Here is a 15,901-nt window from a genome sequence, read left to right on the forward strand (position 1 = left end):
ACTTCGATAGCGGCGAGTATGCTTGTTAAGACATGCCTAGTACGCTTTTTGATAAGCGGTCTTGACGATGGTATAGAACTCTTTGGCATATTGACCTTGCTCACGCGGACCAAAGCTTGACTGTTTACGGCCACCAAAAGGTACATGATAATCGGTACCTGCAGTCGCTAGATTGACCATCACGCAACCTGCTTGCACTTGCTCTTTGAACATCGCACTGCTACGCAAGCTTTGGGTGATGATGCCGCCCGTCAAACCAAAACGCGTATCATTAGTCATCGCAATCGCTTCGCCCAAATCCTTAACACGCATGACGCAAGCTAGCGGCGCAAATACTTCTTCTTGGTTGATATCCCAGCTGTTGTCCGTCTCGGTAAATAACGTCGGTGACATATAGTAGCCGTCATGCGGCATCTCTAAACGCTCACCACCAAAGGCTAAATTGGCACCTGATTGCTTGGCCTTTTCGATCCAGTCCATGTTTGATGCTAGTTGCTTGTCATCGACGACAGGCCCCATAAAGATACCGTCATCAAGCGCATGGCCGACCTTTAAGGTTTTCATTTTTGCGACCACACCATCGACAAAGGCATCATGAATACTGTCCATGACGATGAGTCGTGAGGAAGCGGTACATTTTTGTCCCGAACCACCAAACGCACCAGCCACTGCCGCATCGATAGCGACTTGCAAATCAGCATCGTCAGCGATGACCAAGGCATTTTTGCTGCCCATCTCAAGCTGACAACGGATAAAGTTCGGTGCCGTTGCAGCAGCAACTTTGCGACCTGTTGGTACAGAGCCCGTAAAGCTAACGGCATCGATATCTGTAGAATTGATGAGTGCATCACCGACTGACGAGCCGCCACCCAGTAGCAGGTTAAATGTCCCTTCTGGCATGCCTTGACGATGGATGATTTCGGCCAATGCTACTGCACTGGCTGGTGTTAAATTTGCAGGCTTCCAAATAACAGTGTTACCAAACGCTAGCGCTGGGGCGATCTTCCACACAGCCGTGGCCGTTGGAAAGTTCCAAGGTGAGATAATGGCGACCACACCGACTGCTTCGCGGGTGACTTCAACCTTGACACCAGGGCGTACTGAGGCAGCGTTATCACCGATTTGGCGTAATACCTCAGCGGCATAATAATGAAAGAACTGACCTGCGCGGTAAATCTCGCCGCGACCTTCCGCAAACGGCTTGCCTTCTTCAAGAGACAACAGCGTACCTAGCTCATCACAGCGAGCAATCATTTCATCGCCAATCGCTTGTAGGATAGACTGCTTTTTTTCTAAAGGAGTCGCTTCCCATTTTGGCTGAGCGTGACGGGCAGCAGCAATGGCATCTTTGACTTGATCGCCACTGGCCTGTGCGAACTCGCCGATAGTGTCAGTGATATCAGATGGGTTAATATTGGCAACGGTATTTACGCCCGCCTGCCATTCACCATTGATATAAAGTGATTTGGTTGGGTCTTGCTGCAATATCTGTTGGGCGGTATGAGCTGACATAAGAGCTTCCTTGATAAAGTATTAAAAGATGGAATATTAAAATTAGTTTTAAGGCACAGCGGCATATACGACCAGCTCAACCAACATTTCTTCACGAGCCAGTCCTGCTATCACGAGCGCTGCCCGATTTGGGTATGGTGCTTCAAAGTATTCGGCGTAGACTTGATTGACGGTTTTTAGATAGTCGCGATCGGTCACATAGATCATGACCTGTAGTACCGAATCCATACCAACATTGGCACATTCTAGTGTGTGCTTGAGATTGTCTAACGTTTGACGAGTTTGCGCTTCGATACCACCTGCAACCACATCACCATTTTCATCGATAGGAATCTGCGCGGTGTACAACGTACCATTGCTAGTGATCGCCCATTCTAAAGGGGCTTTAGACGCATAAAGTGAGGTTTTGATGGCTTGTTTGGTTGAATGAGTCGTCATGTCGTCATATCCTTTGATCAATGATTGGGCAGCGATTGCTATAGAGATATCCTACCCAAGTAATAACGATAAATCTAACTAATTAAATTTAGAATATGATAGATTTAATCTATCATAGACGATATCTTATATATTAATAGTGGTGAGGAGTAAGCGTATGAAATTACAGCAATTACATCACTTTTTATGCGTGGTAGAAGAAGGCGGCTTTCGGGCGGCGGCGGATCGCGCCAATCGCTCGCAAGCGGCGTTGTCTGCCTCGATAAAGGAATTGGAAAAAATACTAGGTCAGCGCTTATTTGAAGGAGGAAATAAAGCAACACTCACGCCTTTTGGAGAGACTTGTTTACCCAAAATCGAGCAGTTTATGACGGTTTATCAAGCGCTAGAGGATGATTTAAAAGGAGCAGCCGCTGGCGATAAAGGCAAAATAAGGATTGCAAGCGTGCCATCACTGGTGACAAAACTCTTGCCTAGCGTGTTGGTTGAGTACTCCAAGAGATATCCTGATGTCGAGATTGTACTAATAGATGATAACTCTGTCGGTGTGGCCAATCGTTTATTGGCAGGTGAAATCGATTTAGCATTGGGCAACTGCACTAGTATCGACCAATCAAACATAGATTTCACCTTGCTCATATCTGACCCGATTGGCGTGGTCTGCTTAAAAAGCAACTCATTAAATCAACCAGTAAAACCGTCAAGAAACTATCAAAAAACAGGGCTTAAATGGCAACAACTGATGACCCAGCCTTTTATCTATAATGGCACTTGCCGACTGCTCGAAAACACACCCGCCGAGGTGCTCAACCGTAATGCGCGTTACACGGTCGAGAATATTACTTCCTTATTTTCATTATTACGCAATGATCTTGGTATCACCACCTTACCCAAGCTCGCCTTTCCGTCGAATGAGCCAGAATTGGTATGGCTCGACTTACTTGAACCTGCCTTAGACAGACAAATTGGTATTTTTAAATTGGCAAATAAAACGATTTCACCGCCAGCACAAGCGTTTCATGAACTGTGCATTCAGTATGTCCAGAATCACTATATTTTATAAAAACAGGTTAAAAATAGATTAATAATGGGTTAAAACATACCTCATTACCGCTTACTTTTATAAGCCACTATCAGAAACTCCATTCACTTGAATAAAAGCGTCTTTCACTATGACTAAAGGTTTAATTTCCGTTACTCGTGGCCTCTTATCTGTTATCGGCATCATACTTATCATCGATTGCGCTGCATTGATGGTCGTCGGTAAAGTTAATTTCGGCTCGGTTGTACCTTTTTTAGTCGGCATGGTTTTTGTCATACATGGAATGTTTTGGCATGCAATACGCAAGTTTTGTAGCCAACATTATGGCTTTAACCGCCTTTGGTATGGGTTATGTGCTGTATTTATACTTTGGTTGTTGAGCTTCGCTCTATTTATTTGGTCATTACAACAGCAGATTGCACTTAGCCAGCAGCCTGCACCGATAGTGGCAGCGATTATTATATTAGGCTCTGGCACGGTTGCAGGTAAGCCGACACCGACGCTCGCCAAGCGCTTGGACACCGCCGCGCCCCTTATCGAGACGCAGCCAGATGCTTTGGTGATAACCAGTGGTGGCGTTGGTTTTCAGCGTACACGTAGCGAAGCCGATATCATGGCCACGTATTTGCATGAGGCACATGGCGTGCCATTCGAACGCATTTTACAAGAAGGTAAAAGTACCAGTACGGAAGAAAACCTCGCTAACAGCCGAACGTTGTTAGAAGCAAAAGGGCTGTCTATCACTGATCCTATCGCCATCGTTACCAGTGATTTCCATAGCATTCGCGCAGCCAGCATTGCGCGACATCAGGGCTATACACAACCCATCACCGTCGCCAGTCCCACACCTTTATCCATTCGTTATAACGCTTGGTTTCGCGAGTATTTTGCCTTTGTCAGTGGCTGGTTGTTAGGAGAGTATTGATGGAGGTGTATATTTCACCAGTTTGAACAAGCTTACTACTAAATATCATAGCTCCAGCGTTGCCGCATTGCTGTTTTTACCAATCAAAACGGTGGTAATTTTACAGTGCGTTATAATCAGTAAGAACCACTGATAAATACTGCAAATAAAAATAATAATGATGGAGCGCATTATGCTATTGGATATCTTTTTAACTGTTCATTTTATGCTGCTGATACTGATCTCTTTGCGAGTGCTTGCGCGCCATGATCTGACCTCGCCCGCTCGGCTCGCTTGGCTCGTGATATTGTTCATTTTGCCTTATCTGGGGGTTGTAATTTATTGGATGTTTGGTGAGGTGCATCTAGGACGCGATTTTACGCGCAAACGTAAAGAAATCATCGATAAATTAAGCGCACATAGTCCTGAAGTACTTGGTGATGACATCGCTTTGTCGGAGGCCATCAAACCTGAATACCAAGCGGCCTTTGCCTACTCTGCCAATGCAACTGGCTATCATACAACGGTGGGCAATCACGCAGAGCTGATGGCAGATGCAGCTGAGACGCGCAAACGTATGATTGCCGACTTTGATGCAGCGACCGATCATATTCATGTGCTGTATTATATTTGGCTAATCGATGGTATGGGAATCGATACTGCTCAAGCACTCATGCGAGCGGCAAGGCGCGGCGTCATATGCCGAGCAATGGTTGACGGTATGGGCTCACGAAAAATGGTCGGCTCAAAGATATGGCAGGAAATGATAGAAGCTGGCGTACAAGTCAGTGTTGCCCTACCAATTAGTAATCTTTTAAAGGTACTCATGTTTAGCCGGATTGACTTGCGAAATCACCGCAAGATTACGGTTATTGACGGCAAAATCGGCTACTGTGGCAGTCGCAACTGCGCCGATCCTGAGTTTCGTGTAAAGCCAAAATTTGCGCCGTGGGTAGACATTATGCTGCGGGTCGAAGGACCAGTGGTGGCACAGAATCAGATGTTGTTTGCCAGTGATTGGCTGACTGAAAATCCTGATACGCCGCTTGACAGCTTTCCTTATTTTATTGACCCTCAACCAAAGCAACAAAAATCCCCACAGCCAGAAACTGATGAACCTTTGCCAATAACATCACCGCCACCTTTACCAGTCACATTGCCGCCAAAAGGCTTTGCTGCACAAGTTTTTTCTGATGGTCCTACCCAACGACGCGGCACCACACCGCAATTTTTAGGTGTCTTAATTGGTCAGGCAAAACGAACCCTGATTATCTCAACGCCTTATTTTGTGCCTGATTATTCGCTCGTCAGCATTTTGTGTGCGACCGCTTATCGCGGTGTACAAGTAACCATGATTTTCCCAAAGAATAACGACTCAATAGTCGTAGCTGCTACCAGCCACAGTTATTACTGGCAGCTGCTTGAAGCGGGGGTCAATATTTACGAATATAAACCCGGTTTATTACACGCAAAAACCTTGACCATCGATGGCGAAATCAGTCTGATTGGCTCGACCAATTTAGACTTGCGTAGCTTTGATTTGAACTATGAAAACAACATTGTGTTTAGCGATAAAACGCTCACAGCAGCCATCGTTGAGCGACAATACCAATATATCGCTGATTCTGAAGAGGTCACTCGTGAGCAAGTTGAAAACTGGCCGTTATCTTATAAAATCTGGAATAACATTGTCGCCACGATGGGACCTGTCTTATAATCCATTATTAGGGCGTGTCCTCAATTCAATTGATCATATCTAAACGGGCTAATGACATTAAGCGATTCTATTCAGCTACTGTCTTCTGCAAAATATAAACGACAAACTTAGCTTGTGTCGTAAAGGATTCTGTTTCGACCGCTGCTAGTAGCGCCTGTCTTTTTTCATTAAGCGCGCGATAAGCATAAGGCGTCATAGTCATCAAATCAGCCAAATCAGCGGCTGACAACGTCATGTCGGTACTGACATGCTCCGTACCCATCAGCGTAAAGTATGGAGCCAATTCATGCAAAAACTTATCCGAATCATGCTCGCGGACGTTATCAAATAACGCTTCGCGCATCGTCGCTAGATGCCCGATATCTGGCTTGGCAATGATTAAATAACCGTCTGCCGCCAATACCTCATCGAACGCGTCTGGCAAGATAGGGCTAAAAATACTGCTAATACCCTTTATGCTATGCGCGCGTAACGGCAAATGAGCAGCGCTGGTAACAAGCGGATAGATGACTGCCGATTTGGCTGTCGCATTAGTAACACTGTCTTTAGCTTGCTGATACCAAAGACGCCCCGTCGCTTTGCTCGTTTTCGCAAGCTCTACCACAGCAGGTTTACTGATATCTGCGGCGATGAGCGTATCCATTCCCGTCTGTGTCATTGCCTGCGTGTAATAACCTTCGCCGCAGCCAATATCCAACCAATTGACCACCTTGCTATCCTTTTTAATTATTGGCTCATTTGTTGGCTCAGTGACTGAATCATTTTTTGACAACAATTCCCTCATTTTTTGGCAAATAAGCGTTTGCAATGGCTGATAATGTCCGGCATTTAAAAACCGTTTGCGCGCCTCGATTGATTGCTGGCTATCGCCTGGTGCTTTGGATTTTTTTTGTTGCACGGGTAATAAATTAACATAACCCTGACGTGCCACATCAAATGGATGAGCCGTTTGTTTTGGGTGCAAGCTGCCATCGCAGCGCCACGTATCTGCGGCAGGCTGTAATGGTGATTGGCAAAGGGGACAAATAAATAAGCTCACAAGTATCTCGACATCATCGCAATATGACTGCCATTTTAACAAAATTCAGGCTTACTGCGTGATAAAAGGCGCGATAAACAATGCAGGAAAGAAAATGCGAAAAACAAACTATCAGCAACCAAACTGTTAGCAACAAAAAAAGCCACCTCAACTAAAGTGAGATGGCTTTTGCATACATGATATTCATATTAATGTTCGAGCGATATGGCTGTGTTAACGCAGTTTTAAGGTCATGAGCCCAAGGATGACGAGAATAATGGCAATAATCCAAAACCTTGCCACCACTTGCGTCTCTTTCCAGCCAATTTCTTCAAAGTGATGATGCAATGGTGCCATCCGAAAGACGCGCTTTTTACGCAGCTTATACGAGCCAACCTGTAGCATGACCGATAACGCTTCGGCGACAAATAGACCACCCATAATAGCAAAAGCGATTTCTTGACGGGTCATAACGGCAATCGTACCGAGCATCGCCCCGAGAGCAAGTGCCCCCACATCACCCATAAACACTTGGGCTGGATGGGCGTTGAACCATAAGAAACCAAGCCCTGCACCAATCATCGAACCACAGACAATGAGAACCTCGGAGTTATAGGCAATATAAGGCACATGCAAGTAATCAGCAAAGCGTACATCACCTGATACATAAGCCATTGCGCCCAAACCTGCCGCGACCAAGACCACGGGCAAAATAGCTAAACCATCCAAGCCATCGGTTAAGTTGACGGCGTTAGAAGCACCATTAATCACAAAGTAGGTAAAGATAATAAAGCCAATACCAAATGGCACTGCCGAAAAAGGAATCATCCAATCTTTAAAAATCGGTAGCAGCAAATCCTGCATCTCACGCGTGGTCGCAATATCTGGCTGCAAGGTGGCGATATAATACAAAGACACACCGACGAACAAAGCACCCATAGAGAGCCAAAAGTATTTCTTGCGAGCAATTAAGCCTTTGGGATCTTTATACTTAATTTTTAGCCAATCATCTGCCCAGCCGACCGCGCCAAAGATAATCATGACAATGAGCAAAATCCAAACGTACGGATTATTCAAACGCGCCCATAGTAAGGTGGACACGCCAATCGCACTTAAAATCAGCACCCCACCCATGGTCGGCGTACCAGTTTTCGCCAAATGCGATTGCGGGCCATCACTGCGAATCGCTTGACCATATTTCAATGCACGCAGACGTCGAATGACAGGCCCACCAAAAAACATGCTAAATGCGAGGGCGGTAATGACCGCGAGTAACGCTCGCAGCGTCAACGAAGAAACCGCAGAAAACGGCGTGTAATACTGGCCAAGCCAGCCAAACAACCAAACTAACACCGCCTACTCCTCGATTAGCGCATTGATAAGGGTTTCCATTTGCATGGAACGAGAACCTTTAAACAGCACCGTACAAGGCTGCGCCTGCTGCGCTTGCAAATACGGCTTCAAATACGCCAATAAACTGTCTTTATCGGTAAACGCATGGGCATTGATGTCAGAAACCTCTTGTGCACCCGCCACGGTAAAAGGCGCGTATTCACCAACACACAGCAGCACATTGATGCCCGTTGTCGCAATGGTACGACCCAAGCTTTGATGCTCGCTAACCGCCGCCTCTCCCAGTTCTGCAATATCGCCCAGCACCATGACTTGCGTGCCCGTTTGCGCCGCTAGTACTTTTGCTGCCGCTCGCACCGAGTGCGGATTGGCATTATAGGTATCATCAATCAAGCGATGCATACCCAGTAATTGACTGTTCAAGCGCCCTTTAGCAGGACGCGCATTTTCAAGTCCGACGACGATATCACTAACATCGATATTCAGTGCATGGGCACAAGCAGCAGCGGCTAAAGCATTATTGACATTGTGCTCGCCCGCTAGTGGCAAGTTGATATCATGGACTTGATTGCCGATATGCAGCTTAAATTCACTGCGCTCAGGCTCGACATCTAAATGGCTGGCACTGACATCAGTATTACCAAAGCCAATCACGTGTGACGTATATTTTTCAGCGATACGGCGTAATTGATTGGTAAAATCATCTTTATCAGGAACGATCGCAAACTGGCTGTCATTCAAGGTATGGTAAATCTCAGCCTTGGTTTGGCAAATCCCTTCACGGCTGCCAAACTCACCCAAATGCGCCGTACCAATATTTAAAATACACGCAACATCTGGCTTTACAATCTCGGTAGTATAAGCAATTTCGCCAATATGGTTTGCGCCAAGCTCTAGAATGGCATAACGATGATGGTCGGATAATTCGAGCAACATCATCGGCACACCCAAGTCATTATTTAGGTTGCCACGCGTGATAAGCGTTGGGGCAAGTCTGCCAAAGATACTACCCAGCATCTCTTTACAGGTGGTCTTACCGCTAGAGCCAGTAATAGCAATTACGGTTAAATTTTGATGCTGTTGACGACGATACGCAGCCAATTGTCCTAGCGCCAAACGGGTATCGCTCACCACTAACTGCGGAATGCTATTTGCATCAGCGGTAGCAATAGGGCGAGTGACGATAGCCGCAACCGCACCTTGCGCGATGGCAGTATCGATATAATCGTGACCATCAAAATTATCACCCGATAACGCTAAAAATATATCACCAGGTTTTATCGTACGGGTATCGGTGGCGATACGAGTGCTCATGACATCATTTACTGAAGTGTTTTCTGAATCGGGTTGATCTTCACTCAGCTGCCAATGCCCATTGAGTGCTGCGGTTGCCGCGAGCAGATTGTCTGCTTGCCAAACATACAGCCCTTGCGACTGAATGCTGTTATCGTTGTCGGCTGTCATAATGATTACCTTATATATATGATGACTACTTATTTATTTTTTATAGTTAACGACTAGGGCGTGTCCTCAATTCAATCGATTATTATCTAAATGGACTAAAAATGGCTAAATTTTGCCAAACATCGTCAACTAGCTTATTAATATTTCGATATTATTTGCGCTACTTTCCTTGTTTGACGGCAATTTATCTCATCTTTATCACCATTTTTAAAATGAGGACACGCCCTAATACTTTTTAGATATCATGAAAAACTAACTGTAAGCGCTATTATTTATCTATAAATGCTATACACGCCCTGCTTGTTTTAAGGCATTTTGCAAAATAACACTGTCGTCAAAATCATAACGAACATGGTTAATTTCTTGATAGGTCTCATGACCCTTGCCCGCGATAACGACGATATCATCAGGCGCTGCTTGATTGACCGCATACTCAATCGCTGCTTGGCGCGCAGGTTCGATATGGGTACGCTGATATTGCTCACTCGTCATGCCCGCTTGCATATCTTGCAAAATGATATTGGGATCTTCGGTGCGTGGATTGTCTGCCGTTAATACGACTTTATCCGCGCCTGCCAAGCCTGCTTGCGCCATCAAAGGACGTTTGCCCGCATCACGGTCGCCACCACAACCAAACACTGCCCACAGCTGACCCTTACAATGGGTCTTTAGGCTGGCAAGCACTTGGCTTAAAGCGTCTGGCGTATGCGCATAATCAACGATAAAGCAGCCATCATTAGACGGCACACGCTGCATACGTCCAACCGCACCTTGTAGCTGCGGCACCACTGCGGCAATACGCTCAAGGCTAATGCCTAAAGCGACGGCAGCTGCCATTGCGGCAAGCAAATTGGCAACATTAAAGCGCCCGAGTAATGGACTGACGATATTAATGCTATTGGTTTCTTTGTTTTTAAAATCAGCATTATCAAATTCACTGTTACCAAAATCAGTACGCAGCGCAATCTCAACACCGTGCAAACTTGGCTTGATTTCAGCGGCAACAAAGGTCGCAGATTTTGATGACTCTAAACTGTACGTCCAGACCGTTAAATCACTGGCATCTGCGGTGTCGAGCATAATCTGGGCATGTTCATCATCGATATTAATGATAGCGTGTGTCAAATCTGGAAAATGTGCTTTATCAAACAGTTTAGCTTTTGCTGCGGCATACTCTGTCATATCGGCATGATAATCTAAGTGGTCACGGCTAAGATTGGTATAAATCGCCACCGACACTGGCATACCTTGTAAACGCTGCTGATCCAAACCATGTGAGCTGGCTTCCAATGCCAATAACTCAGCATTCTCTGTACCCATTTGATATAAAAATTGCTGAACCGCTAAGGCATCACCCGTGGTATGGCTGGCTTGCACCAAAGCGCCAAGCCTACCATTCCCTGCCGTGCCCATAACTGCGCTGCTCATACCTGTCAGCTGCGTCAATTGCGCCACCAATTGACTGATAGTCGTTTTGCCATTGGTGCCCGTCACCGCTATGACAGTTGGCAAGGCCACGGGCTGCTGATACTGCAAACGTGCTTGAATGAGTGTCCCTAAAAAATCACGAATATTGGGCACATGTAATACGGGGCAAGGCAGTGCTGCTAATTGCTGCTGCGCTTTAGCAGTACTATCATTTGGTAAAGTGATATCGGCGTGATTTGATATGCTAATCGTGCTAAGCAAAGCCGTGGGATCTATTTCTGATAGGATAAAAGCCGCATTTTCAGCGGCTTGATAGAGGTAGTCGCGACTTTTTTGACAGTTTGGTATGTGGCTTTTTAATAACACAAACACATCATTCGGCTCTAGCTGACGACTGTCTAAACGAAACTGCAGGAATGGAATATCAAGAAACGAATTGATTGGTTTTGAATCCGCCCCAATCGATGTCGTCTGAGTCGATAGTTTTTGCAATGCCTGCTCTATATCTACACCATGCCTGCTATTGCTACTACTAGATTCAGTCAGCTGTTGCAAGGTGACTGGTGTGATGCTTGGCGACGACGGTGACAGGGTCATTGGCAAATCCTATACGGTTAAAACACATCAAATAGTTAAAAACTGAACATTAAAAAAACTTACGTTTAAGCCTATAGATCTTCCGTTTTTAACGGCTTATCTAAGGGTACATTGTATAAACGCAGCGCCTCTTTCATGACATTATGAAAGACTGGCGCGACTGTTAAACCAGCATAAATCTGACCACGCGGGTCTTCGATGAGCATCACGCCGACCAGCCTAGGGTTGGATGCTGGCGCCATACCCGCGAAAACGTTGCGGTATTGGTCAGTATAGTAGCCACCTTTTGGATTGATACGGCGCGACGTCCCTGTTTTACCAGCGACGCGATAACCGTCAATCGCAGCACCTTTAGCCGTACCACCCGGTTCGGTGACACTTTCCATCATTTGTACGATAGACATCGCTTGCTCGTGTGCCATGATACGCTTGCTTGGCTGCGGCTTGTCATCTTTAATGAGGGTCAATGGGTGCATCACACCGCCTGCCGCCAGCGCCGAATAAGCCTGCGCGACCTGAGCCAGTGTTACCTGTAGACCATAACCATAACTGACCGTTGCACGTCTTGATGTTTCTTTTTCTTTTGGTGTAACCACAAGCCCACTACCTTCCCCTGGGAACTGTAGCGGTGTCTTTGAACCAAAACCAAATTGCTTTTGCATATTGGTAATGCCATCAGCGGGTAAAGACAAAGCAATCTTAGTCGAGGCGACGTTACTAGATTTCTGTAATAGCGTTGCCATTGTAATCCGCCCTAAATTATTATGGTCACGAATGGTATAACCACGGACACGAATAGAGCCAGGATTGGTATCGATTAAGGTAGTGGCGGTATATTTTCCTGAGTCTAAAGCCGCTGCAACGGTAAATGGCTTCATGACTGAACCGGGTTCAAAGACATCGAGCAGCGCACGGTTACGTTGGTTTTCACCAGTCATCTCATTCAGGTTATTAGAATTAAAAGATGGCCATGTTGACAAAGCAAGCACTTCACCCGTCTGCACATCAACAATCATGCCTGTTGACCAGCGCGCTTTTTGCAAACGCCCTGCTTTCTCTAGTTCTTTATAAAGCAAATACTGCAAGCGCGAATCAATGGTCAACGCCACATCTTTACCTGGTATTTCTGGTTCAATCTGTTTAATTTCTTTTAAACTGTTTTGTTTGGCGTCTTTTAGCACCAACACTTTGCCATCATCACCTGCCAGCTCAGTCTCATATTGGCGTTCGATACCAGCACGACCTTCGTAACCACCTTCAGGATCGCTGACATTTTGACCCATAAAACCCAATAGCTGCGAGTTTGGTTGTGGCTGCGGGTAATAACGTTGGAAAAAGTTTTTTTCATAGACGCCAGGAAAATCAAGGGTGCTGACACTTTGGGCAATCTCAGGCGTCACTTTATTCAGTAGCGGCAGATAGTGCGAGCCTGCACCCGATGGCAACGCGGCTTTAACTGCTGCTTCATCGGTTACATCAATACTATCGTCGATAGCGGTAACTTTTTTTAGTTCAGTGACCGAAATATTCGCAGCCGCCGCAAGCGTGGTCAGATCCATATTATCCAAACGCTTTTGCATACGCGCAACCAGCTGTGGACTCTCAGGATTGGTGATAATAATACGCTTAAGCTCGTAATATTCGCGCGCGTAATCATGCGGACTAAAGGAGACCGTCGCCAGTGGTGCACTGACTGCAAGTGGCAAATTATTGCGATCGGTAATCATACCGCGATAGGATTTTTGCGTGCGCACGCTAGTGATGAGCTCATCACCTTTGTCTTGATAAAACTGGGCATTGGCAACTTGTAAATAATAAGCACGGGCTATCAGCAAACCCAAGACAACCAATGCAATGACCCAAATAGTACGGAAACGGTTTTTGTCTTGCTCAAAACCGCCGCGAGAGGAAGCGCCAGACGCTTTACCCAAAAACCCTCTTTTATTTTTCAGGTTTTTGACACTGGTATAAGCGCCTTGCTCTTCACTCTTTTTCAATCGATCAAACAATTTAGCCTTACGGTTGCCAGAGGATTTTTTTTCAGCCGTACTGCCTGTTTGTCCCGATTTGGCTGCACTGGCAGGACGTAAGGGCTTAGTAACCTTACCGCTAGTTGGCTTTTTACTCGCATTTTTCGCGGTCGTTTTACCGCTATTGGCATTAGGTTTTTTATCACTCATTGTCCTGCCTCCGCTACCGTGGCATCGGTGATAGGAGCGTCAGGCGATATATCCGTAGCAGCTCGTGGTTCGATAACGTCAGACTTATCCTCATCTGAGTCAGTATCAACGACTGGCACCTGTGCTGTGGCAACACCCGGCTGGATAATGAGCTTATCTTTTAGCGTCGGTGAAAACATGCCCAGTTCAGCCACCGCACGGCTAGCAATTTGCGGCGTCGCGCTAAAAGTCTGCTGTTCAATGAGCAAACGCTGATGTTCGACTTGCAGATTACGCTCTTGTTTTTTCATGTCTTGCAAGGTTTTATAATCCTGATGATATTGCTGAACACCTTCGGCTGTTTTGATACCGCTCCACACAATCGCCACTGCTAACAGCAATAGCACCACTACATAGATACTAACCACATTAAATCGGCGCACGAATAGCTCGCCGATATCGGTGTTATGCGGCATTGCAGCACGACGGTTTGCGGGTTTGTCAGATATTGCCATGACGCTCTCAAAAAGTGGACTTCAAGTATGAAAATTGGCAACTGTTTTAGAGCGGTAAGACGCTTTGTACAGAACCATCAATAAAGTAAAACCAAACGAAAAAGGAACAGCCGAGCCTAGCAGATAATGTTTACAGATTTTTAACAGCCGCGTAAGTATTCAGACTTTCTATCCTACCTAATTGCCAGCAACCAATCACCAGCAACGCAGCCAAACACCCTCTCTACAACATCACGCTACCTGTGTTATTGCTCGACACTGGGTAGATAGTCGGTATCAGTACGAGTCGCCATGCGCAACCACGCACTACGCGCGCGTGGATTTTGACTGGTTTCAGCTTTGCTTGGACCCACGCGTTTAGGCTTGCTAAAGTAGCGTGGACGCTTCGGCGGCATCGGCAAATTCTCATCCTCTGGATATTGCCCTTTGCTATGACGCTGCAAAAACTGCTTGATACGGCGATCTTCTAATGAGTGAAAACTAATCACTGCCAGCTGGCCGCCTGCTTTCAAAATCGGAATGCTTTGTTCTAAAAAGTCGTCAACATCGCCAAGCTCATTGTTAATAAAAATGCGCATCGCCTGAAAGCTCTGAGTCGCTGGATGCTTACCGCGCTGCCAATTAGGATGCGCCACTTTAATCACTTCAGCCAATGCCAAAGTAGAGTCATAACTGTCCATCTGCTTAATAGCACGGGCGATACGGCGGCTGTGGCGCTCTTCGCCAAAATCATAAAGCACATTAGCCAAGGTTTCATCATCGACTTTTTCTAACCACTCAGCGACCGACTGCCCACGGCTGGTATCCATACGCATATCGACCGCACCATCACGCATAAAACTAAAACCGCGACTGCCATCATCAATTTGCGGTGATGAGATACCCAAGTCTGCCATTAAACCGTCAACTTGAGTAATTCCCATTGCCGTTAGACTATCCGTCAACGTCGCAAAACTATCGTGCACCACTTTTACGCGACTATCGGTCTTTGCCAATTCGCGCGCGACGCTAATCGCCGTTGGATCTTTATCAAAAACAATCAAGGTTGCGTCATCAGCCAACTGGCTTAATAATAATCGACTATGACCACCACGCCCAAAGGTTGCATCAACGTAGACGCCACTCATCTGCAAGCTATTTTGATTGTCACTGCTTTGTTCTGCATCGTCTGTTTGATTAGGTAGCGCTTTGACACCCAGCACTGCCGCGACGGTTTCTTGCAATAACACCGCGTCATGAACAAAGCTCAATTCATCAGAGTTGGCTTTATCAGTGACAGACTCTTGAGTCGGCTGATTAGTAGAGTCATTCTCTACCACAAAATCGTTTTCTACAGCAGACAGCTCAGCCACTGATTCAGCACTAACAGTGGCTAAAGAAGAGTCTATTTTAGAATCTTGCTTAGTATTCGGCGTATTTTTTGGCTTATTATTCAATATGGACACAAACGACTCAGTAGATGACGACCATTTTGGTCAGTAAGAGTGAAAAATCAGATGAAAATAAACAAGTTATGACTTGTCTAACATTATTATCGCAAGGATACACGGGTAGTCAAGCGCTAGACGGGCATTTCGTTAAAAATATTCCATCTCTCTGTTATACTAGCGCTATATTTTACGCTATTTTTCTACATTGACGGCTATTGTTTCATACGTATTTTTTATTCAAACGTGTCATTCATATTTATCATTAGCATTTTTCACTGCTATTTTTTTTCATTTTTCACTACCATATTCATTAACTAGCCTATT

Annotated in this window: 12 protein-coding genes; 3 read left to right on the plus strand and 9 right to left on the minus strand. The window is 45.8% G+C overall.

Features of this window, described 5'->3' with window-relative positions; genetic code table 11:
• Positions 1 to 36: 36 nt before the first annotated feature.
• A complete protein-coding gene (locus tag JMY05_RS10415) occupies positions 37 to 1,512 on the minus strand; it encodes an aldehyde dehydrogenase family protein (protein ID WP_045445830.1) in 1,476 nt (491 codons plus the stop codon).
• A gap of 48 nt (positions 1,513 to 1,560) precedes the next feature.
• A complete protein-coding gene (locus JMY05_RS10420) occupies positions 1,561 to 1,950 on the minus strand; it encodes a RidA family protein (RefSeq protein ID WP_045445827.1) in 390 nt (129 codons plus the stop codon).
• A 157-nt stretch (positions 1,951 to 2,107) separates the two neighbouring features.
• Here JMY05_RS10420 and JMY05_RS10425 point away from each other — a divergent pair, with 157 nt between their 5' ends.
• The 3 genes from JMY05_RS10425 to JMY05_RS10435 all read left to right on the plus strand — a co-directional run bounded on the left by JMY05_RS10425 (position 2,108) and on the right by JMY05_RS10435 (position 5,613).
• Positions 2,108 to 3,013, plus strand: a complete 906-nt coding sequence (locus JMY05_RS10425; protein ID WP_045445824.1) for a LysR family transcriptional regulator — start codon at positions 2,108 to 2,110, stop codon at positions 3,011 to 3,013.
• Between the two features lie 109 nt (positions 3,014 to 3,122).
• The gene (locus tag JMY05_RS10430) at positions 3,123 to 3,917 is read left to right on the plus strand and encodes a YdcF family protein (protein WP_045445821.1); all 795 of its coding nucleotides are present in this window, start codon (positions 3,123 to 3,125) and stop codon (positions 3,915 to 3,917) included.
• Positions 3,918 to 4,089: 172 nt separating this feature from the next.
• Positions 4,090 to 5,613: a phospholipase D-like domain-containing protein gene (locus JMY05_RS10435; RefSeq protein ID WP_201615022.1), complete on the plus strand. Its 1,524-nt coding sequence runs from the start codon at positions 4,090 to 4,092 to the stop codon at positions 5,611 to 5,613.
• A gap of 67 nt (positions 5,614 to 5,680) precedes the next feature.
• On the opposite strand, the gene JMY05_RS10440 is transcribed toward JMY05_RS10435, so the two are convergent.
• The 7 genes from JMY05_RS10440 to rsmH form a co-directional block, all read right to left on the minus strand.
• Positions 5,681 to 6,658, minus strand: a complete 978-nt coding sequence (locus tag JMY05_RS10440; RefSeq protein WP_045445982.1) for a putative RNA methyltransferase — start codon at positions 6,656 to 6,658, stop codon at positions 5,681 to 5,683.
• A gap of 207 nt (positions 6,659 to 6,865) precedes the next feature.
• On the minus strand, positions 6,866 to 7,984 hold the full coding sequence (gene mraY / locus JMY05_RS10445; protein WP_201615024.1) for a phospho-N-acetylmuramoyl-pentapeptide-transferase: 1,119 nt from the start codon (positions 7,982 to 7,984) through the stop codon (positions 6,866 to 6,868).
• Positions 7,985 to 7,987: 3 nt separating this feature from the next.
• On the minus strand, positions 7,988 to 9,448 hold the full coding sequence (locus JMY05_RS10450; protein ID WP_045445818.1) for a UDP-N-acetylmuramoyl-tripeptide--D-alanyl-D-alanine ligase: 1,461 nt from the start codon (positions 9,446 to 9,448) through the stop codon (positions 7,988 to 7,990).
• A 285-nt stretch (positions 9,449 to 9,733) separates the two neighbouring features.
• Positions 9,734 to 11,473: a UDP-N-acetylmuramoyl-L-alanyl-D-glutamate--2,6-diaminopimelate ligase gene (locus tag JMY05_RS10455; RefSeq protein ID WP_045445815.1), complete on the minus strand. Its 1,740-nt coding sequence runs from the start codon at positions 11,471 to 11,473 to the stop codon at positions 9,734 to 9,736.
• A 71-nt stretch (positions 11,474 to 11,544) separates the two neighbouring features.
• Positions 11,545 to 13,653, minus strand: a complete 2,109-nt coding sequence (locus JMY05_RS10460; RefSeq protein ID WP_201615026.1) for a peptidoglycan D,D-transpeptidase FtsI family protein — start codon at positions 13,651 to 13,653, stop codon at positions 11,545 to 11,547.
• Positions 13,650 to 14,147 carry a cell division protein FtsL gene (locus tag JMY05_RS10465; protein WP_045445812.1) on the minus strand — a complete coding sequence of 166 codons (498 nt, stop codon included), beginning with the start codon at positions 14,145 to 14,147 and terminating at the stop codon, positions 13,650 to 13,652. The genes JMY05_RS10460 and JMY05_RS10465 overlap by 4 nt, the downstream gene beginning before the upstream one ends.
• A 245-nt stretch (positions 14,148 to 14,392) precedes the next feature.
• Entirely contained in the window at positions 14,393 to 15,397 is a 1,005-nt protein-coding gene (gene rsmH / locus JMY05_RS10470; protein WP_201615393.1) for a 16S rRNA (cytosine(1402)-N(4))-methyltransferase RsmH, read from the minus strand.
• Between the last annotated feature and the right edge of the window lie 504 nt (positions 15,398 to 15,901).

Origin of the sequence: Psychrobacter sp. JCM 18902, assembly GCF_904846615.1 — a bacterium.
Taxonomy (GTDB): domain Bacteria; phylum Pseudomonadota; class Gammaproteobacteria; order Pseudomonadales; family Moraxellaceae; genus Psychrobacter.